This window comes from Cupriavidus sp. a3 (genome assembly GCF_051015765.1).
Lineage (GTDB): Bacteria > Pseudomonadota > Gammaproteobacteria > Burkholderiales > Burkholderiaceae > Cupriavidus > Cupriavidus oxalaticus_A.
Genome location: NZ_CP170643.1, coordinates 2,289,608 through 2,307,226, shown reverse-complemented (window position 1 = coordinate 2,307,226; position 17,619 = coordinate 2,289,608). Strand labels below are relative to the sequence as shown.

19 protein-coding genes and 1 pseudogene are annotated in these 17,619 nt (G+C 67.9%); 1 reads left to right on the top strand and 19 read right to left on the bottom strand.

Annotated features, from left to right (window positions below):
* Positions 1-2: 2 nt before the first annotated feature.
* From ACAD63_RS11250 to ACAD63_RS11180, 15 genes and pseudogenes are all read right to left on the bottom strand, one after another.
* A pseudogene (locus tag ACAD63_RS11250) lies at positions 3-122 on the bottom strand (hypothetical protein); the annotation flags it as partial.
* Positions 123-136: 14 nt separating this feature from the next.
* Positions 137-430 carry a YciI family protein gene (locus tag ACAD63_RS11245; RefSeq protein ID WP_434032641.1) on the bottom strand — a complete coding sequence of 98 codons (294 nt, stop codon included), beginning with the start codon at positions 428-430 and terminating at the stop codon, positions 137-139.
* 10 nt (positions 431-440) lie between these two features.
* Complete coding sequence (locus ACAD63_RS11240; RefSeq protein WP_195427643.1) at positions 441-845, bottom strand: nuclear transport factor 2 family protein; 405 nt, start codon at positions 843-845, stop codon at positions 441-443.
* Between the two features lie 43 nt (positions 846-888).
* Positions 889-1,608, bottom strand: coding sequence for an ABC transporter ATP-binding protein (locus tag ACAD63_RS11235; protein ID WP_135705339.1), 720 nt, complete (start codon positions 1,606-1,608; stop codon positions 889-891).
* A 2-nt stretch (positions 1,609-1,610) separates the two neighbouring features.
* Positions 1,611-2,417, bottom strand: coding sequence for an ABC transporter ATP-binding protein (locus ACAD63_RS11230; protein WP_195427642.1), 807 nt, complete (start codon positions 2,415-2,417; stop codon positions 1,611-1,613).
* On the bottom strand, positions 2,414-3,403 hold the full coding sequence (locus ACAD63_RS11225; RefSeq protein ID WP_434032640.1) for a branched-chain amino acid ABC transporter permease: 990 nt from the start codon (positions 3,401-3,403) through the stop codon (positions 2,414-2,416). Before ACAD63_RS11225 ends, ACAD63_RS11230 begins: the two co-directional genes overlap by 4 nt.
* Positions 3,404-3,405: 2 nt before the next feature.
* Positions 3,406-4,293: a branched-chain amino acid ABC transporter permease gene (locus ACAD63_RS11220; protein WP_133096263.1), complete on the bottom strand. Its 888-nt coding sequence runs from the start codon at positions 4,291-4,293 to the stop codon at positions 3,406-3,408.
* A gap of 39 nt (positions 4,294-4,332) precedes the next feature.
* On the bottom strand, positions 4,333-5,493 hold the full coding sequence (locus ACAD63_RS11215; RefSeq protein ID WP_135705342.1) for an ABC transporter substrate-binding protein: 1,161 nt from the start codon (positions 5,491-5,493) through the stop codon (positions 4,333-4,335).
* A 70-nt stretch (positions 5,494-5,563) separates the two neighbouring features.
* Positions 5,564-6,487, bottom strand: coding sequence for an NAD(P)-dependent oxidoreductase (locus ACAD63_RS11210; RefSeq protein ID WP_434032639.1), 924 nt, complete (start codon positions 6,485-6,487; stop codon positions 5,564-5,566).
* 16 nt (positions 6,488-6,503) lie between these two features.
* Positions 6,504-7,499, bottom strand: coding sequence for a Bug family tripartite tricarboxylate transporter substrate binding protein (locus ACAD63_RS11205; protein WP_434032638.1), 996 nt, complete (start codon positions 7,497-7,499; stop codon positions 6,504-6,506).
* A gap of 51 nt (positions 7,500-7,550) precedes the next feature.
* Positions 7,551-8,189, bottom strand: a complete 639-nt coding sequence (leuD, locus tag ACAD63_RS11200; RefSeq protein ID WP_434032637.1) for a 3-isopropylmalate dehydratase small subunit — start codon at positions 8,187-8,189, stop codon at positions 7,551-7,553.
* Positions 8,190-8,208: 19 nt separating this feature from the next.
* Entirely contained in the window at positions 8,209-9,624 is a 1,416-nt protein-coding gene (gene leuC / locus ACAD63_RS11195) for a 3-isopropylmalate dehydratase large subunit (RefSeq protein WP_135705345.1), read from the bottom strand.
* A 28-nt stretch (positions 9,625-9,652) separates the two neighbouring features.
* Positions 9,653-10,603 carry a hydroxymethylglutaryl-CoA lyase gene (locus ACAD63_RS11190; protein ID WP_434033979.1) on the bottom strand — a complete coding sequence of 317 codons (951 nt, stop codon included), beginning with the start codon at positions 10,601-10,603 and terminating at the stop codon, positions 9,653-9,655.
* Between the two features lie 41 nt (positions 10,604-10,644).
* The gene (locus ACAD63_RS11185) at positions 10,645-11,856 is read right to left on the bottom strand and encodes a CaiB/BaiF CoA transferase family protein (protein WP_434032636.1); all 1,212 of its coding nucleotides are present in this window, start codon (positions 11,854-11,856) and stop codon (positions 10,645-10,647) included.
* A gap of 123 nt (positions 11,857-11,979) precedes the next feature.
* A complete protein-coding gene (locus tag ACAD63_RS11180) occupies positions 11,980-12,867 on the bottom strand; it encodes a LysR substrate-binding domain-containing protein (protein ID WP_195427637.1) in 888 nt (295 codons plus the stop codon).
* Positions 12,868-12,944: 77 nt separating this feature from the next.
* Here ACAD63_RS11180 and ACAD63_RS11175 point away from each other — a divergent pair, with 77 nt between their 5' ends.
* A complete protein-coding gene (locus ACAD63_RS11175) occupies positions 12,945-13,799 on the top strand; it encodes an IclR family transcriptional regulator domain-containing protein (protein ID WP_133096270.1) in 855 nt (284 codons plus the stop codon).
* Positions 13,800-13,811: 12 nt separating this feature from the next.
* Here the strand turns inward: ACAD63_RS11175 and ACAD63_RS11170 are convergent, their stop codons facing one another.
* The 4 genes from ACAD63_RS11170 to ACAD63_RS11155 all read right to left on the bottom strand — a co-directional run bounded on the left by ACAD63_RS11170 (position 13,812) and on the right by ACAD63_RS11155 (position 17,576).
* Positions 13,812-14,660 (bottom strand): dioxygenase, encoded by an 849-nt coding sequence (locus tag ACAD63_RS11170; protein ID WP_133096271.1) that lies wholly within the window; start codon positions 14,658-14,660, stop codon positions 13,812-13,814.
* A 22-nt stretch (positions 14,661-14,682) separates the two neighbouring features.
* Complete coding sequence (locus ACAD63_RS11165) at positions 14,683-16,326, bottom strand: class I adenylate-forming enzyme family protein (protein WP_195427635.1); 1,644 nt, start codon at positions 16,324-16,326, stop codon at positions 14,683-14,685.
* Positions 16,323-17,120, bottom strand: a complete 798-nt coding sequence (locus tag ACAD63_RS11160; protein ID WP_195427634.1) for a citryl-CoA lyase — start codon at positions 17,118-17,120, stop codon at positions 16,323-16,325. The genes ACAD63_RS11165 and ACAD63_RS11160 overlap by 4 nt, the downstream gene beginning before the upstream one ends.
* A 147-nt stretch (positions 17,121-17,267) precedes the next feature.
* Positions 17,268-17,576, bottom strand: coding sequence for a hypothetical protein (locus ACAD63_RS11155; protein ID WP_434033951.1), 309 nt, complete (start codon positions 17,574-17,576; stop codon positions 17,268-17,270).
* Positions 17,577-17,619: the final 43 nt, after the last annotated feature.

Sequence of the window (17,619 nt, the reverse complement as noted above, 5' to 3'; positions counted from 1 at the left end):
CGGTCATTCATCACCGTGAGGTAGTAGTACACATCCTCCTGCTCCTGCATCATGCGGCGCAGGCCGTCCTGGATGATCACGGCGAGCGCGTAGGCAAAGGTCGGGTCATAGCTGATGCAGTTATCATCGCGTCCGTTCAGTCGGGATCGCGGTTGTCTACCCGCAGCAGGAACGGATGAATCTGCTCCTCCTTCCACACGCCGGCCTGCTGGAAGGGATCGCCCGTGGTGAAGTCGATGACCTGCCGCTTGTCCAGCGCACGCACCAGGAACAGGCTGCCGATCATGCGGCCGCCGTCATCGGACATCAACGGCCCGCACATGACGCACCGGACCTCCGCGGCAGCCAGGTAGGCGCGATGTGCGTCGTAGCTGTCGAGCCGGCGCTGCTGCGCATCGGCGTGGTCAAGGCAATGAATGATGAAGTCCATATCAATATATCTATTGAAATGCCTGGCCTGGGACAGCAGCAACCGGCGCGGGGATCGGCGTCGAGGCCCACGCCAGCATCTGCCACGCGCCCTCCCGCCGCTTCCACACGCAGAGGAAGCGGTTGTCCAGCGTGCGTTCCACGCCGTCGACCACGGCAACCAGCAGGGCCTTGCCCTGCATCACGGCGATGTCGTTGTAGATTTCCTGCCCAACCTCTCGTACCGACGCCTGCAGGTAGCGCACCCGCCCGCTGCGCAGCGATGCCAGGTATGCCTGCTTGTCTTCGCGCAACGCCGAGGAGTGGGTATAGCTGAGTTCATCCGCAAGCAGGCCTTCCAGCCCCGCAATATCGGCGGCGAGCATCGCGCGGTATCGCGCGGCATCCGCCTGCCTGAGCGCAGCGAGATCTTCCATATACCCTCCGGTCTTTGTGTCCGTTTTGCCCATGCCGGTGCCCTCAGCCATGCAGATACGCTTTCACCAGCGTCTTGTCGTTCAGCAGCGCCTGCCACTCTCCGCGCCGCACTTCGTGGATCACCCGTCCCACCGAAAGCACATAGGCGCGGTCGGTCATCTCCGCGGCAATCGCCACGCTCTGTTCCACCAGCACGATGCTCAGCCCGCGCTCGCGCAGCCGGTTGAGCACGGCCAGGATTTCCTTGACAATGCGCGGCGCCAGGCCCGTGGTCAGCTCGTCCATGATCAGCAGGTCGGGCTGCAGCAGCAGCGCGCGGGCGATCGCCACCATCTGCTGCTGCCCGCCCGAGAGCAGGCCAACCTGGCCGCTGCCGCGCTCGCGCAGCAGCGGGAACAGTTCGCAGACTTCGTCGTGCGTGAAGCGCATCGCGCCGCCGCGCGCGCGCCTGCCGGCCTGCTCGGCCAGCCGCAGGTTGTCGCGCACCGACAGCTCGCCGAACAGGTTGCGGTTCTCCAGCACTACGGCAATGCCATGCTCGAAGCGGCGATGCCCCGGCACGTGGCCGATTTCCACCCCGTCCTTGACGATGCTGCCCGCCATCGGCCGCACCAGCCCCGACAGCGTGCGCACCAGCGCGGTCTTGCCCGCGCCGTTGGCGCCGACCACGGCCACCGCCTCGCCCGGCCCGACCTCCATGTCGATATCATGCAGCACCGGCACCGGGCTGTAGCCGGCATACAGGCCTTTCACTTTCAGCATGGTCAGACTCCCATATAGGCTTCGCGCACGCGCGGATCCGCCTGCACGGCTTGCAGCGTGCCGCTGGCAATGATTTCCCCGTAATACAGCACGTGGGCGGTGCCGCAGATCGTCATCAGCCCCATGTCGTGCGACACCAGCAGGATGGTCATGCCTTCGCCGTTCAGGCGCAGGATCCACGCGCGCAGCAGTTCGATTTCCTCGCTGTTCAGCCCCGAGGACGGTTCATCGAGCAACAGCAGGCGGGGTTCGCCGATGCAGGCGCGCGCCAGCTCGACGATGCGGCGCTGGCCCGCGGGCAGCGCGCCGGCGCGGTGCTGCAGCAGGCCTTCCAGACCGAACTTCCGTGCGCATCCCAGCGCGGCTTCGTGCATCGACTGCAGCTCGCGCCGCGACAGCGGCGAACGCAGCATCGCATGCACCACGCCCGAGCGCGTGGCCTTGTGGCAGCCGGCCATCAGGTTTTCCAGCACCGTCATGTGCTCGAACACCTGTGGCGTCTGGAATGTGCGCACCAGCCCGGCGCGGCTGCGCTGCTGCACGCTGTCGGCGGTGATGTCGCGCCCCGCCAGCAGCACCTTGCCGCCCTTGGGCCGCAGAAAGCCGGAGATGATGTTGAAGCAGGTGGTCTTGCCACTGCCGTTGGGGCCGAGCAGGCCGACGATGCCGCCGGCCGGCACATCGAACGCAACATTGCGCAGCACGTCAAGGCCGCCAAAGCTGTGCGCGACCGCTTCGACCCGCAGCAGGGCCTGCGCGCCTGCCGCGCCCGCGGCACTGGTGCCGGATTCAGCGATGGCGGATTTCATCGGACCTCCTTCAATGCGGGGTTCTGCGTGCGGCCGAAGGTGCGGCGATGCATGCGGCCAACCATGCCCGCGAGCCCACCCATGATCCCGCCAGGCATCAACGTGACCACCAGCACCAGCACCGCGCCAAACAACACCTGGTGGAAATCCCCCAATCCGCTCAGCAGCTCCGGCACCAGCGACACAAACAATGCGCCGATCACCACGCCGCAGGTGGAGCGCGCGCCTGCCACCACCGGCACCAGCAGGAATACGATCGAGCGCTCCACCGTAAAGCTCTGCACGCTGACGAACGACACGTAGTGCGCAAACAGGCTTCCCGCCAGCGAGCCGAGCATGGCCGACAGCACGAACATCACGGTCTTCAGCCGGTGCATGTCGATGCCGAGCACCTGCGCTGCCGGCGCCGCGTCGCGCATGGCCCGCATGGCCAGGCCGGGGCGGCCCTTGACCAGGTTGTCCACCAGCCAGAGCAGCAGCCCTACCAGCGGCCAGGCAAAGTAGTAATAGCGCTCCGGCGTATCCAGCAGGAAACCGAACAGCGACAGCTTGGGGATGCCACCGATGCCCAGCGTGCCGCCGGTCAGCCAGTCCCATTCGAAGAACAGCACATTGGCGATGCTGCCGACCGCCAGCGTCGCCAGCGCCAGGAAGAAGCCGCCCAGGCGCAGCACCGGCAGGCCGATCGCCGCCGCCAGCGCCGCGCTGGCCAGCAGGCCTGCCGCGGCACCGGCCAGCGCCGGCCATCCCAGCACCGTGGTGCTGTAGGCCGAGGCATAGGCGCCGATGCCGTAGAACGAGGCCTGCGCCAGGTTGACGATGCCGCACTGCCCCAGCAGCAGGCCGACGCCCAGGCCGCCCACGGCCAGGATGGCGGCGAAGTTGAGCAGGTCGATGTGGTGGCGCGACAGCAGTTGCCCGGCCAGCGCCCACACTACCACCGCGGCCACCACCAGCCAGCGCGTGGCGTTGGATGATGCATTCATGCTTATCCTCCCTTGCGCCCCGCGCGGCCCAGCACGCCGTTGGGGAGCAGAATCATGATGACGACCAGGATCGACAGCGCGACCACGTCGCGATAACCCGACGGAAAGCCCACCACCGCCAGCGATTCGGTCAGGCCCAGCAGCAGCCCGCCCACCACCGCGCCCAGCGGATTGCCCAGCCCGCCGAGGATGGCCGCGGCAAAGCCCTTCAGCGTCAGGCCGATACCCATCTGGTAGTTCATCGACAGCAGCGGTGTCACCAGCACCCCCGCTACCGCGCCGAAGCCGCCGCCGAGCAGGAACGTCAGCGTGCGCATGCGGCGCACGTTGATGCCGGTGGTGGTGGCCCCGTCGGGGTCCAGCGACGCCGCCGTCATGGCAAGACCGACCAGGGTCTTCGTGTAGAACAACCGCAACGCCGCCACCAGCAGCACCGCAATGACCACCAGCGCCAGTGCGTGCACGGGCGCGGTCGCCCCCAGCAGCTCCACCACACCCTCGCCGCCGATGGCCGGCAGCAGGTGCGAATCGCGCCCGCCGAAGTACAGTGCCGCGGCGGACAGCGCGAACGCCAGGCCGATGGTCAGCAGCAGGAAGCTCTCTTCGCCGGCGCCGCGCCGCATCATCGGGCGTACGAACAACGTGTCGATGGCCAGGCCGCTGGCGGCGCCGGCGGCAATGCCGCCGGCAATCGCCACCGGATAAGGCAGGCCCAGCGTCTTGAGCGCGAATACCGCAACCAGCGCGCCGATTACCGCGAACTCTCCCTGCATCGCATTGACGATGCGCGTGCCCTTGAAGATGATCGATATGCCCACGCCGATCAGCGCGTAGACGAAGCCGTTGGTGATCCCGGACAGGACCGCCTGGATAACTAGGGTGTCAGACATTGCCGATCCTTTTGCCGATGCGTTTTGCCGCTACACCGGCTAGGGCCGGGCCTTGTAGTCCAGCCGCACGAACTGGCCCTTCTGCAGCTTCGAGTAAGTAAAGCCGGCCAGCGTCATGCCGCCCATATCGGGCGCAGAAAAGTCATAGCCCATCGTGACGCCCTGGTAAGGCCGGCGCAGCGCGCTGCAGAGCTTGTCGCCGGCCACATCGGCGCCCGCCGCCTTCAGGCCGCTGGCCAGCGCCATCACCGCATCCCAGCCCACGGCGGCGAAATGCTTGGGCAGCTTGCCGTACTCCTTGCGGTAAGCCTCGACAAACTCCTTCTGCCCCGGCAGCGGATCCTCGGAAACGATGAACTCGGGATGGATGATGTTGTCGGCGGCCTCGCCCATGCCCTTGACGGTCTCGTAGGTGGCGGTGCCGTGCACTGAGATGATCGGTGCGCCGACCTTCAGCTGGCGCACATTGCGGAACGGCGCGGGCGAGGTAGAGATGACGACGATCGCGTCCGGCGTGGCGGCCTTGAGCTTGGCAGCCTGCGTGGTGACGTCGGTGGCGGCGATCTCGAATTTCTCGACCTGCACGAAGGTGACGCCGTATTGGCGGTCCAGCGTCTTCATGCTGCTCCACACCACCTGCCCGTAGCCCGAATCGTGCAGCACGCCGATGCGCTTGAGCCCGTTGTCGCGCGCATAGGACAGCACCGCGCGCGCATTCAGTTCCTGCGAGGGCGTCAGGTGGAAGACGCAGGTACGCTCGCGTTCCACCGCCGGCCCGAGTCCGGAGAACGCAAACAGCGGCACCTTCTGCGCCTGCGTGATGCCGCCGATGGCCACGGTCTGCGCGATCCCGGACGGGCCGACGATGGCGCGCACCCTGTGCGTGTGCAGCAGTGCGTTGGCCTTGGCCACGGCGGTATCCGGGCTGGAGCCGTCGTCCTCGACGACCAGCTCCAGCGGCCGCCCGCCGATGCCGCCGCCGGCATTGATGACTTTCTGCGCCAGCAGCGCGCCTTCGCGCTCGGCCAGCCCCACGGCGGCGAGGCCGCCGGTGGTTGAAAACAGGCCGCCGATGCGCACCGGCTCCGCGCCGGGCCTGGCCTGGGCCAGCACCGGCTGCTGCGCCAGCCCGAACATCACTCCGGCGACAGCCGCGCACAGGACGCCGTGCGGCGTCCGGATGATTTGCTTGAGGTTCATGTCTCCATCCTTTTTGTCATGGTTCATGGGTCTTGGGCGCGCTCTCGCGGCGCGCCTCAGTTGACGGCGGCTAGCGCACCTCCCCGCCCGGCGCACTGCTCCAGGCCGGCACATCGGCCAGCGCGGCAATGTCGAGATGGCCCAGGTCGCGCTGCTGCATCATCGCCAGGTACTGCCGCACCAGCGACGAGATCGGCAGCGCCACGGCGTTGTCGCGCGCCACGGCGAGTGCCAGGTCCAGGTCCTTCACCACCAGCGAGATCGGCCCCGCGGCGCCGTATTCGCGCTGCTTGAGCTTGTCGGCCTTGGTGCGGTAGTGCGCGCTGCCGACGATGCTGTCATTGATCGCATCGACCATCAGCGAGCGGTCCAGCCCGGCGCGCTCGCCGAAGGCCAGCCCTTCGCCGATCACCGCGGTGCTCATGAACACCATCATGTTGATCATCAGCTTGATCACGCGCGCCTCGTCGGCGCCGCCGACATAAGACTGGCGCGCGGTCAGGCAGGCCAGCAGCGGCTGCACCGCAGCGAACGCCTCGCGTGGCCCGGACACAAAGCAACTCAGCTGCGCGCTCGCGGCCAGCGACACCGTGCCGGACACCGGCGCGCGCAGCCAGCTGGCGCCGCGCTGCGCCAGTGCCTCGGCCACCTCAGCCGAGGCTTCCGGCGATACCGTGCTCATGTCGACAAAGACCTGGCCCGCGGCCGCCGCAGCGGCAATGCCGCCGTCGGACAGGAACAGCGCGCGCAAGCTGCTGTCATCGAAGACGGTAGAGAACACCACATCGGATTGCGCTACCGCATCCCGCGCGGACGGCCCGGCGTGGGCACCCGCGGCAACGACCGGCTCGCACTGGGTGGGCACCTTGTCGAACACCGTCAGCGCGTGGCCGGCCTTCAGCAGGTTCAGGCACATCGGCCTGCCCATGGCGCCGATTCCGATCCAGCCGATGCGCGGCGATGACGAGGTGCGTTCGTGATTCACGTCTTTCATGTCCTTGCCTTCCGGCCTACTCGACCTTGACGCCCGACAGCGCAACGACCTTGCGTGTCTGCTGCGTCTGCGTTTCGATGTAGCGCGCAAACTGTTCCGGCGTCAGCTTCATCGGCACCATGCCCTGCGCCGCAAAGTGCTTCTCGACAAAGTCCTGTTCGTCGAGGATCTCGCGGATCGTGGCATTGAGCTTGTCGACCACCGCGCGCGGCACCTTGACCGGCGCCAGCACACCGTAGACCGCCGAAATATTCATTTCCTTGTAGCCGGCCTCTTCGAAGGTCGGGACCTGGGGCAATGCGCGCGTGCGCTTGTCGCCGCTGACCGCCAGCACCTTGAGCTTCTTCGCTGTGACAAAGCTCTGGATCGTCGGCAGCGCCGGGAAGGTCATCAGGATCTGCCCGCCGACGACATCGGCCACGGCAGGCGCCGAGCCCTTGTAGGGCACGTGCACGAGGTCGGTGCCGGCCAGCTTGTTGAACAGCGCGCCCATCAGGTGCGGCTGGCTGCCAGCGCCGAACGAACCGTAGCTGAGCGCCTGCGGGCGGGCTTTCGCATAGGCCGCCAGGTCCTTGACGCTGTCCACCGGCAGGCTGCCCGATACCGCCATGACCAGCGGCACATAGCCGATCGCCGCCACCGGCGCAAAGTCGCGCGCGACGTTGTAGGACACCGATGGCAGCACCACCGGATTGAGCACGAACGTGGCGTCGTTGGTCAGCAGCAGCGTGTAGCCGTCGGGCTGCGCCTTGGCAACCGCGTCGGCCCCGATCACGGTGTTGGCGCCGCTCTTGTTCTCCACCACCACCGGCTGGTGCAGCTTCTCGGACATGCGCTGGGCCAGTTGCCGGGCGATGATGTCGGTCGTGCCGCCGGGTGCGTACGGCACCACCATGCGGATCGGTTGTGCGGGATAGGCTTGTGCCAGGGCGGCGCTTGCGCCGGCAAAGCAGGCCAGGCCGAGCGCCGCGGCACACAGCGCGCGAGGGGTGTGAGTGTTCCAGTCCATCATGTCTCCATCTATCGTTGTCGGGCTTTCCGGCTCGTGCGGCCGGATGTCCAGTCAGTTGAACAACCAGGGTTCGCGCTGCCGCCGCACTTGTTCGTAGGCGTCTATCTGCGCGGCGTGGCGCAGTGCCAGCGCGATATCGTCCAGCCCGTTGAGCAGGCAATGCTGCTTGAACGGGTCGAGCGTGAAAGCGACCACCTCCCCGGCCGGCGTGACCACCTGCTGCGCGGCCAGGTCCACCTGCAGCCGGTAGCCCGGCGTGGCAGCGACCTCGGCAAACAGGCGGTCGACCACCTCCGGCGCCGCCACGATCGGCAGCAGGCCGTTCTTCAGGCAGTTGTTGTAAAAGATGTCCGCGAAACCTGGCGCGATCAGCGCGCGCAGGCCGAAGTCTTCCAGCGCCCACGGCGCATGCTCGCGCGAGGAGCCGCAGCCGAAGTTCTCGCGCGCCAGCAGGATCGACGCGCCGCGGTAGCGCGGCTGGTTCAGCACGAAGTCCGGGTTCAGCGGCCGGGTGCTGCAGTCCTGCCCGGGCTCGCCATGGTCGAGGTAGCGCCATTCGTCGAACAGGTAGGGGCCGAAGCCGCTGCGCCGGATGGATTTCAGGAACTGCTTGGGCAGGATGGCATCGGTATCGACATTGGCGCGATCCAGCGGCGCGACCAGTCCATCCAGGGTGGTAAAGGCTTTCATTGCTCGGCTTCCTCCGGTGTTACAACGCGCGGACATCGACGAAGTGCCCCGCCACGGCGGCCGCGGCTGCCATCTGCGGGCTCACCAGGTGGGTACGCCCGCCCGGTCCCTGCCTGCCTTCGAAATTGCGGTTGGACGTGGATGCGCAGCGTTCGCCCGCCGCGAGGCGGTCGTCGTTCATCCCCAGGCACATCGAGCAGCCGGGCTCGCGCCATTCGAAGCCGGCCGCGATAAATACCTGGTCAAGGCCCTCGGCCTCGGCCTGGGACTTGACCAGGCCCGAGCCCGGCACCACCAGTGCCTGCCGGATGCGCGGCGAGACATGCCGGCCGCGCACGACCTCCGCCGCGGCGCGCAGGTCTTCGATGCGCGCGTTGGTGCATGACCCGATAAAGACCTTGTCGACCGCGACCGCTTCGATCGGCGTATTCGGCAGCAGGCCCATGTAGCGCAGCGCCGCCTCGATGCTCTTGCGCCGCACCGGGTCGCGCTCGTCCCGCGGATCGGGAATGCGCTCGCCGACGGGCACCACCATCTCCGGCGACGTCCCCCAGGTCACGTGCGGGCGGATGGTCGCGGCGTCGAGGTCCACCACGGCATCGAAGGTCGCGCCCGGATCGCTGTGCAGCGTGCGCCAGTATTCGACGGCCACGTCCCACATCCGGCCCTGCGGCGCCTGCGGCCGTCCTCCCAGATATTCCAGCGTGGTCTCGTCAACGGCCACCATGCCCGTGCGCGCGCCGGCCTCGATCGCCATGTTGCACACGGTCATGCGCGCCTCCATGCTCAGGCCGCGGATGGTGCTGCCGGCGAACTCGATCACGTGGCCGGTCGCGCCAGCCGTGCCGATGCGCCCGATCAGCGCGAGCGCAATGTCCTTGGCGGCAACGCCCCTGCCCAGCTCGCCCTCAACGCGTACCAGCATCGACTTGGGCTTCTTCATCCACAGGCATTGCGCGGCCAGCACCTGCTCCACTTCCGAGGTACCGATGCCGAATGCGAACGCCGCGAACGCGCCGTGCGTGGAGGTATGCGAATCGCCGCAGGCAATGGTCATGCCGGGCAAGGTCGCGCCGCGCTCCGGCCCCACCACGTGCAGGATGCCCTGGCGCGGATCGTCCATGCCGAAATTGACGATGCCGTTCTCTTCGCAGTTGCGGTCGAGCGCGTCAACCTGCGCGCGGCTCACCGGATCTGCGATGCCCTGGCTGCGCGCGGTGGTGGGCACATTGTGGTCGGCAGTGGCCAGCACCGAGGCGGCACGCCACACCTTGCGCCCGTTCAGGCGCAGCCCTTCGAAGGCCTGCGGGCTGGTCACTTCGTTGACCAGGTGGCGATCGATATAGATCAGCGCGGGGCCGTCGGTCTCCTGGTGGATCACGTGGCTGGCCCAGAGCTTGTCGAGCAGGCTCGCGGGGCGGTTAGGCTCGGTCATGGTGATGTCTCCTTGCTTATGCTTTGCTTCAGTGCTGGCGCGCGCCCACCCATTCCGGCACCGGATACAGTTCGGTGCGCTTGCCCGCCTTGACGACCTGCCCGGAAATATCGTGCCCGACCAGTGCCGGCAGGTCGCGCGCGGCGCCCAGCAGCCGGTCCAGGTCAACGCCGGTGTCGATGCCGGCCGACTCGAGCATGTGCACCAGGTCCTCCGTGCAGATGTTGCCGGTGGCGCCGGGCGCGAACGGGCAGCCGCCGAGCCCGCCCAGCGAGGCATCGAAGCTGTCCACGCCCGCGGCCAGCGCAGCCAGCACGTTGGCCAGGCCCATGCCGCGGGTGTTGTGGAAATGCAGTGTCAGCGGCACGCCCGGGAACCACTGGCGGAAGGTCTCGACCAGGTCGCTCACCTGGCGCGGGTCTGCCATGCCGGTGGTGTCGGCCAGCGTGATGCTGTCCATGCCCAGCTCCAGGTATCGCCCCGCGGCCCACCGCACGCGCTCCGGCGCCACCGCGCCTTCGAACGGGCAGCCGAACGCCGTCGCCACGCAGCCGCTGACGACCAGGTCACCGGAGCGGGCCAGCGCCGTCACATCGCGGAACTGCGCCAGCGACTGCTCGCACGTCATGCGCATGTTTGCCAGGTTGTGGGTCTCGCTGGCGGACATGACGAGGTTGATCTCATCCAGCACGCACTCGAGCGCGCGCTCGCATCCGCGCACGTTCGGCACCAGGGCCGTATAGATGACCTCGGGATGGCGGCGGATCTGCCTGGCCACGGCTTCGGCATCGCGCAGGTTCGGAATCGCCTTGGGCGACACGAACGAGGTGATCTCGATCCGGGCGAGCCCGGTTTCGGATAACCGGTCGATCAACGCGATCTTCTCTTCGGTGGGGACGAATTCCGGCTCGATCTGGAAGCCGTCGCGCACGGACACTTCATTGATGCGGACTCGCCGCGGGGCATGGGGAAGCCACATGGTCATGTTCATTTTCTGTCCTTCGGTTTGGCGCCGCGGGCTTAGACCACGCCGGCCTCGCGCAGCGCGCGGAACTCGGCGCCGGCAATGCCGATTCCCGCCAGGATCTCTTCGGTGTGCTCGCCCAGCGCCGGCCCGATCCAGTTGGTTCGCCCCGGGGTGGCGCTGAGCCTGGGCACGATGCCCGACAGCGCCAGCGGCGAGCCATCGGCAAGCTGGTGCGGCTCGATCATGCCGCGCGCACTGTAGTGGGGGTCGCTGCAGATGTCCTGCGCGGTGTAGATGCGCCCGCAAGGCACCGCCGCGGCTTCCAGCGTCGCCAGCACGGTGTCGAGGTCGTGCGCGGCGGTCCATGCGGCGATGGCGTCGTCGAGCATGGTGTTGTGCTGCACGCGGCCATCGTTGTGCGCCAGGCGCGGATCCTGGCCGAGGTCGTCGCGGCCGATCGCCGTCATGAAGCGCCGGAAGATGGCGTCGCCGTTGCCCGCGATGATCACGTACTGCCCGTCCTTGCAGGGATACGTGTTCGACGGCGAAATGCCGGGCAGGCTGGCGCCGGAACGCTCGCGCACGTGGCCGAACTTGTCGAACTCCGGCACCAGGCTCTCCATCACGGCAAAGACGGACTCGTACAGGGCCACGTCCACATACTGCCCTTCGCCGTTGTTGTTGCGCAGGTGGTGCATGGCCAGCAGCGCGCCGATCACGCCGTACAGCGACGCCAGCGTGTCGCCGATGCTCACGCCGGACCGCACCGGCGGCCGGTCGGGGTAGCCGCTGACATAGCGCAGCCCGCCCATCGATTCCGCGATCGCGGCAAACCCCGGGCGGTCCTTGTAGGGGCCGGTCTGGCCATAGCCGGAAATGCGCACCATGACCAGGGCCGGACTCACCTTGCGCAGGTCTTCCCAGCCCAGGCCCCATTTCTCCAGCGTGCCGGGGCGGAAGTTCTCGATCACGATATCGGCGCCGGCGACCAGCTTGCGCACGATGTCCTGGCCTTCCGGGCTGCGCAGGTCCAGCGTCAGCGACTTCTTGTTGCGGCTCTGGCTATACCACCACAGCGAGGTGCCCTCATACAGCTTGCGCCATTTGCGCAGCGGATCGCCTTCGCCCGGCGCTTCGATCTTCAGCACCTCGGCGCCGAACTGGGCGAGCAGGCCGCCGGCATACGGGCCGGCGATCAGCGATCCCAGCTCCAACACGCGCACGCCTTGCAGCGGCATCTTTTCCTTGTTCGCTTCGTTGACCATGACGGTTTGCTGCTCCTGTCGAAATACGGTGACTGCCATGCAAGATTGGAAGAACCGGCGCGCGTGGTAAAGCAGTGATTGGCGAGCCTGCCATCGCATAGCGCGATGGCAGGCGCGTCTGTGCTACGCGGCGTCGAGCAGGCGGTCGACCAGCAGCCGCGCCACCGCCGAGAGGCTGTCGTAGGCGCGCACGCCGATCACCAGTTGCCGCGCGGCCCAGGGCTCGTCCAGCCTGACGGTACGGATGCCGAGGGTGTCCTGGTAAGGCGCCGCGCTGGACCTCGGCAGGATGCCCAGCCCCATCCCCGCCTGCACCATCAGGCACAGCGCGTCATAGCCAGGCACGTGTATGCGCGGCTTGAACACGAGGCCGGCCTCGCTGGCGGCCCGCACCAGCTGCAGATGAATCTGGCTGCCGGCATGCATGCTGACCAGATCAAAGTCCAGCGCCTCGCGGATCGACACCGACTGCCGCGCTGCCAGCGGGTGGCCGTCTGGCACCACCACCACCAGTTCGTCGCATTGGTAGGGAAAGGTCTCGAGTTCCGCGCCTACCGCGCACGCGGTGAAGATGCCGATATCCGCGGCGTTCTCGGCCACGGCGCGCACGATGGCGGTGGAGACGCGCTCATCAAGGCGCACGTCGACACGCGGATAGTCCGCCAGGAACGACTTGAGCTGCGCCGGCAGGAACTGCGTAATGGCGGAGACGTTGGCGAATACCCTGACCTGGCCGCGCAGGCCTCCGCCGAAGTCGCGCATGCGCGTCACGATGTCGTCAAGGTCGTGCAGCACGCCGCGCGCCAGGTGCACCAGCTCGATGCCGGCCGTGGTCGGCTCCACGCCCTTGTTGCTGCGCCGGAGCAGGGCCGTGCCCAGGCCTTGCTCCAGCTCGCTGATGCGCTTGCTGACCGCGGCGGCGGCCAGGTGCGCACGCTCGGCGGCGGCTGCGATGGAGCCCTCTTCCGCCACGCAGACAAAGAGCCGCAGCGAGGTAGGATCGAGTCTCATGTTGCTATGTCTCCCGGGCGCCGGCCATGGCGCCCTCCTTTCTGTTCCAGCCTGGGCGTTGCGGATAAAATGCGTGCATGACCTCCGCCGCCAAACCCACCGCCCCCGTCGACCAGGACGCCCCGCCCAAGCTCGAAGAAGGCCACCGCGACTACGTCGCGGCGCTGGCGCGCGGCCTGGCGGTGATCCAGGCGTTCACCGACACCACGCCGGAAATGACGCTGAGCGAAGTCGCCCAGGCCACCGGCATGACGCCCGCCACCGCGCGCCGTGCCTTGCTGACGCTGCAGGCGCTGGGCTACATCGGCGCCAACGGGCGGCGCTTCGTGCTGCTGCCCAAGGTCCTGTCGCTGGGCGCCGCATTCCTCAGCTCGATGAACCTGCGCGACATCGTCCAGCCCTTCCTGCAGGAAGTGGCCGAGCGCTTCCGCGATTCGGTCTCGCTCGCCATCCTCGACGGCGACAGTGTGGTCTACCTCGCGCATGTGCCCAGCCAGCGGCGCATCGCGTTCCGCGCCTCGGTCGGCTACCGGCTGCCGGTGCATTGCACCTCGCTCGGCCTCGCCTTGCTGGCGCATGCGACCAAGGCCCAGCAGAACAAGGTCCTGGACAAGGCACCGTTCCAGAAATTCACGCCGATGACGCTCAGCGATGCTGATGCGCTGCGCGCCGCGCTGGCACGCACACTTGAACAGGGCTATGCGATCCAGCACGGCCAGCTCGAGCTCAACGTCCTGTCTATCGCCGTGCCCGTGCGCGACCCCCAGCAGCGCGTGATCGCCGCCATCAACTGCTCCACCGAGACCGAGCGCGCCAGCCCCGAAGAACTTGTCGCCACACGGCTGCCGGCACTGCGCGAGGCGGCCGCGATGATCGAGGCCGCCATCCGGCGGGCGCCCACGCTGGCGCATTCGATCCTGGCGGCCTCCTGAGCTGCGCGGGGCTCAGGCCGCCACTGGCGCCACCTCGGGCTCGATCACCACATCCAGCGTCAGCAGCTGGTAGCCGTCACGCTGCGGATGTGGCCCCACCTCGACGATGTGGTCATCGATGGTCGAGAAGATGCAGTCGACCGGGTTGGCGGGGTCGCCCTTGAAATAGATCTGAGAGGTCAGCGTGCGGTATCCCGGCTGCACCACCCGGTAGTGGATATGCGGCGCGCGCTGGCGGTTGCGGCCCAGGCGCCTCATCAGCACGCCCACCTCCGTGTCCTCGCGCCCGATGATGTAGCCGCCCGGCCGCACCGTGAAGATCTGGAAGCCGCCCTCCACATCGCAGCGCAGCTTGCCGCGCAGGTTGTCTTCGGACTGGGAGTCGTCTTCGTTCTCGTAGCGGCCGAACTGGTTGGGCTGCCACACGATCAGCGTCGCGCCCGGCACCGGCTGGCCCGTGCGCGCATCCAGCACGCGGCCGCGCACTTCGAGCCGCTGCCCGGGCTCCTCCGCCGTCGCCAGGTGGCAGGGGTTGCTGCCTTCGGCCACCTGGTCCTTGGGGAACGGGCCGGTCACGTTCTGTGGCGTGGCTTGCTCGCCGGTGCGCGCCAGGTCCAGCGCGCGCATGGTCAGGCCCATCATGTCGCACAGCATGATCAGCTCATCCTGCGCGGCCACCCGGCCCAGCCAGGCGGCAATGCGATAGAGCTGCGCATCGGTCAGCTGCAGCTCGTCCAGCATGGCGTGGAAATGCCGCAGCGCCACGCCGAATTGCGCCTGCAAGGTCTCGTCCGAGCCGGGTGCGCCGGCGCACATGGCGTCCAGCGCGCGCTGGAGGGTGTAGTTGTCCTGGGTGCTCATGGTTGTCTCCTTTTGTTCTGGCTTATTGGCTGGCGGCCGACAGGTCGACCGCGCGCGCCAGTAGTGTCCGGTCAGCCTTCAGCTTGTGCTTGGCAGGCTTGTGCGTCGGTGTGTGCGGGATTGCGTCGACGGTGGCGATATAACGCGGCAGCTTGTGCACGGCCAGGCGGCCGCGCGCCCAGGCGAGCAGCTCGGCCGCATCGGCCGACTGGCCCGCGCGGAACTGCACCGCCAGCAGGATTTCTTCCTCGCCAAGTTCCGCGGGCACGCCGATGGCCGCCGCTTCTTCCACCGCCGGGTGTTCGCCGAAGATGCGATCGAGCTCGGCGCCCGACACGTTCTCGCCCTTGCGCCGGATCACATCTTTCTTGCGCGCAACAAAGACGTAGTAGCCGTCCTCGTCCTGGCGCACCAGGTCGCCGGTGGCGAACCAGCCGTCGCGGAACGCCGCCTCGGTCTGGGCCGGGTCACGGTAGTAGCCTTGCATCAGCGTAGGCGTGCGGATCAGCAGTTCGCCCTCGCCGCCCGGGGCCACGTCGCTGCCTTCGTCGTCGACGATGCGGGCCTGCGGCACCGGCACCGCCGGATCCGGGTGGGGCGAGATCAGGCCCATGGTGCCAAGCTTGTGCGGGCCGTCGAACGGGTTGGCAATCACGCCCGGGATTTCCGTCATGCCATAGCATTCGATCAGCCGCGGCACGTGGAACTCCTGCTTCATCACACGCACCATTTCCTGGGTCTGCGGCGCGATGAACATCTTGGTGATGCGGTGGCCAGGCACGAACTCCGCACGCGGGCGCCGGGCCAGGATGCTGCCGGCCGCCGCCACCAGGTTCACCTCCGTGGCGCCGGTCTCGGCGGCGAAACGCCAGAACGACGACGCCGAGAACCTGCGCACCAGCACCAGGCAGCCGCCGCAAGCCAGCGACCCGCCCACCGAATACATCAGCGCATTGATATGGAACAGCGGCATCACGCACATCACGCGCTCGTCTGGCTGCAGCTGCAACCGGCCGACGAAGGCTTCGGCGGTCAGTACGTAGCCGCGATGGCTGTGCATCGCGCCTTTGGGGAAGCCCGTGGTGCCGGACGTATAGATGATCAGTGCGGTATCCCGGTCGCCGCCGTCGTCGGCAGGTTCGGCCGCAAGTTCGCCCGCCGACGCCATCGACTGCTCCAGCGTCGGCACGCCGTGGTCGCCAGGCTCGTTGGCGCGCAGCCAGACCCCACCGCCCAGCGCCCGGGCGATGGCCGCACCGGTGTCCAGCGTAGCCGGTGCACACACCAGCCCGCAGACCTGCGCATGCTGGAACACGTACAGCGCCTCGTCCAGCCGGTATTCCGGGTTGGCCGGCACCATGGTCGCGCCGATGCGCGCCAGCGCAAACATCAGCACGACCGTGGACGGATGGTTGGGGGACAGCACGCCGACGCGGTCGCCGCGGCGCACGTGCATGGCCCGCGCCAGCCATTGCGCGGCTTGCGCGATCCGTCCCTCGAGCTCGCGATAGCTCCAGGTCTCGCCCTCGAAAAGCAACGCCGGCTTGTCCGGATGCGCCGCCACGCGGGCCGCGAGGAAACCGGTCAGCGTGAAGTCATGCGCCGGATACTGCCTGAGCACGTCGAGCGGCGCCATCGTGCCGGTGCAGGTGGCCGGCGCGCTCATGATGCTTGCGCCGGCGCGGCGCTGTAGGCGATGGCCTGTTCGGCGGCATCGGCCAGGATGAAGCCAATCGGCTGGCGGCGTTCCTCCTGCAGGTGGGCGATCAGGCTCGCTACGCGCGCCAGCAACGGCACCCCCTTGAGCGCGGTGGCGGGATAGCCAGCGTCGAGCAGGACGGCGGGGATTGCGCCCGAAACGTTCAGCGGCAAGGGCTTGCTGTAATGCTCGGGCACTGCGGCGGCTACCGCTTCCAGCGCGGCCACGTGGTCGCCGGCAACGCCCAGCTCCCGCGCAATGGCCAGCAGCCGGTGCGCGCGCGGATCCCCCAGCTTGTGCGTGGGATGGCCAAAGCCTGGCAGTGGCTTGCGCGCCTGCCGCACGGCCCTGACCACCAAGTTCGCGCTCTCGGCCAGCGTGCCGTGTTCCCGCCCGGCGAGCACTTCCGCCAGCAGCTGGCCCGCGGTTTCCGATGCGCCCAGGATCACCGAGCCGCAACCCAGCACGCCAGCCGCCACGGCGCCTTGCAACGCATCCGGCGCGGCGGCCAGCGTCATGCGGGCTGCCTGCACCGAGGGGACCAGGCCATGCTCCGCGATCGCCACGAGGCAGGCATCGGTGATCGCCACCAGCTTTGCGCCGGGCTCGCGGCCGGTCAGCAGGAACAGGAAGTAGGCGGTGAAGCCGGTCTTGCCGATCAAGGCCTCGCTCAGGTCTTTGCCATGCACCGACACGCCGTGGATATCCACATGCGCGATGCTGGTCTGACCGGCAGCCCGGGGGTGTTTCGCTTCCGTCACGTTGTCTCCGTTTTTGCGCTACGCGCAATCTAATGCGATATGCGAATTATTTTAGGTGGGGGTGCGAGCCTCTGCAAGAACGGTAAACCCGCACCCCGACGTCAACTTGCGGCCGGCACTGCATGTGGCGCAGGACCGGCTTGCCGTTCAGGCGCCATCCGTGAACCGGTCGGCACTCCCAATTCTCGCGAGTGCGCCGTCGGCGAACGGATCCACCTGGCGCAGTGCGCCGTCGGTGAACAGATCTACCTGCCGCAGTCCGCCGTCGGTGAACGGATCCGCCTTGCGCACGGCAATCCGGCGGAATTGCTCATCGGCCAGGCGGCCGGATTGCGAACGCTGCAGGGCCTCGGCAACATGCGCCCCGTCTGTATAGACGTCCGCGGGGCGCACCGCGGCTTGCGCCCCGGCCGCCATCACCACCATCAGTATTGCGCCAATCGATGCCTTTTTCATCACTTGCTCCTTTCCTACCAGGAAGAACCTTGTGTCGACCGGG

Excerpts from the sequence above, each read along its gene's own strand:
- ACAD63_RS11245 (WP_434032641.1), bottom strand. The coding sequence starts at position 430 with ATGGACTTCATCATTCATTGCCTTGACCACGCCGATGCGCAGCAGCGC.
- ACAD63_RS11240 (WP_195427643.1), bottom strand. The coding sequence starts at position 845 with ATGGAAGATCTCGCTGCGCTCAGGCAGGCGGATGCCGCGCGATACCGC.
- ACAD63_RS11235 (WP_135705339.1), bottom strand. The coding sequence starts at position 1,608 with ATGCTGAAAGTGAAAGGCCTGTATGCCGGCTACAGCCCGGTGCCGGTG.
- ACAD63_RS11230 (WP_195427642.1), bottom strand. The coding sequence starts at position 2,417 with ATGAAATCCGCCATCGCTGAATCCGGCACCAGTGCCGCGGGCGCGGCA.
- ACAD63_RS11225 (WP_434032640.1), bottom strand. The coding sequence starts at position 3,403 with ATGAATGCATCATCCAACGCCACGCGCTGGCTGGTGGTGGCCGCGGTG.
- ACAD63_RS11220 (WP_133096263.1), bottom strand. The coding sequence starts at position 4,293 with ATGTCTGACACCCTAGTTATCCAGGCGGTCCTGTCCGGGATCACCAAC.
- ACAD63_RS11215 (WP_135705342.1), bottom strand. The coding sequence starts at position 5,493 with ATGAACCTCAAGCAAATCATCCGGACGCCGCACGGCGTCCTGTGCGCG.
- ACAD63_RS11210 (WP_434032639.1), bottom strand. The coding sequence starts at position 6,487 with ATGAAAGACGTGAATCACGAACGCACCTCGTCATCGCCGCGCATCGGC.
- ACAD63_RS11205 (WP_434032638.1), bottom strand. The coding sequence starts at position 7,499 with ATGATGGACTGGAACACTCACACCCCTCGCGCGCTGTGTGCCGCGGCG.
- leuD (WP_434032637.1), bottom strand. The coding sequence starts at position 8,189 with ATGAAAGCCTTTACCACCCTGGATGGACTGGTCGCGCCGCTGGATCGC.
- leuC (WP_135705345.1), bottom strand. The coding sequence starts at position 9,624 with ATGACCGAGCCTAACCGCCCCGCGAGCCTGCTCGACAAGCTCTGGGCC.
- ACAD63_RS11190 (WP_434033979.1), bottom strand. The coding sequence starts at position 10,603 with ATGTGGCTTCCCCATGCCCCGCGGCGAGTCCGCATCAATGAAGTGTCC.
- ACAD63_RS11185 (WP_434032636.1), bottom strand. The coding sequence starts at position 11,856 with ATGGTCAACGAAGCGAACAAGGAAAAGATGCCGCTGCAAGGCGTGCGC.
- ACAD63_RS11180 (WP_195427637.1), bottom strand. The coding sequence starts at position 12,867 with ATGAGACTCGATCCTACCTCGCTGCGGCTCTTTGTCTGCGTGGCGGAA.
- ACAD63_RS11175 (WP_133096270.1), top strand. The coding sequence starts at position 12,945 with ATGACCTCCGCCGCCAAACCCACCGCCCCCGTCGACCAGGACGCCCCG.
- ACAD63_RS11170 (WP_133096271.1), bottom strand. The coding sequence starts at position 14,660 with ATGAGCACCCAGGACAACTACACCCTCCAGCGCGCGCTGGACGCCATG.
- ACAD63_RS11165 (WP_195427635.1), bottom strand. The coding sequence starts at position 16,326 with ATGAGCGCGCCGGCCACCTGCACCGGCACGATGGCGCCGCTCGACGTG.
- ACAD63_RS11155 (WP_434033951.1), bottom strand. The coding sequence starts at position 17,576 with ATGAAAAAGGCATCGATTGGCGCAATACTGATGGTGGTGATGGCGGCC.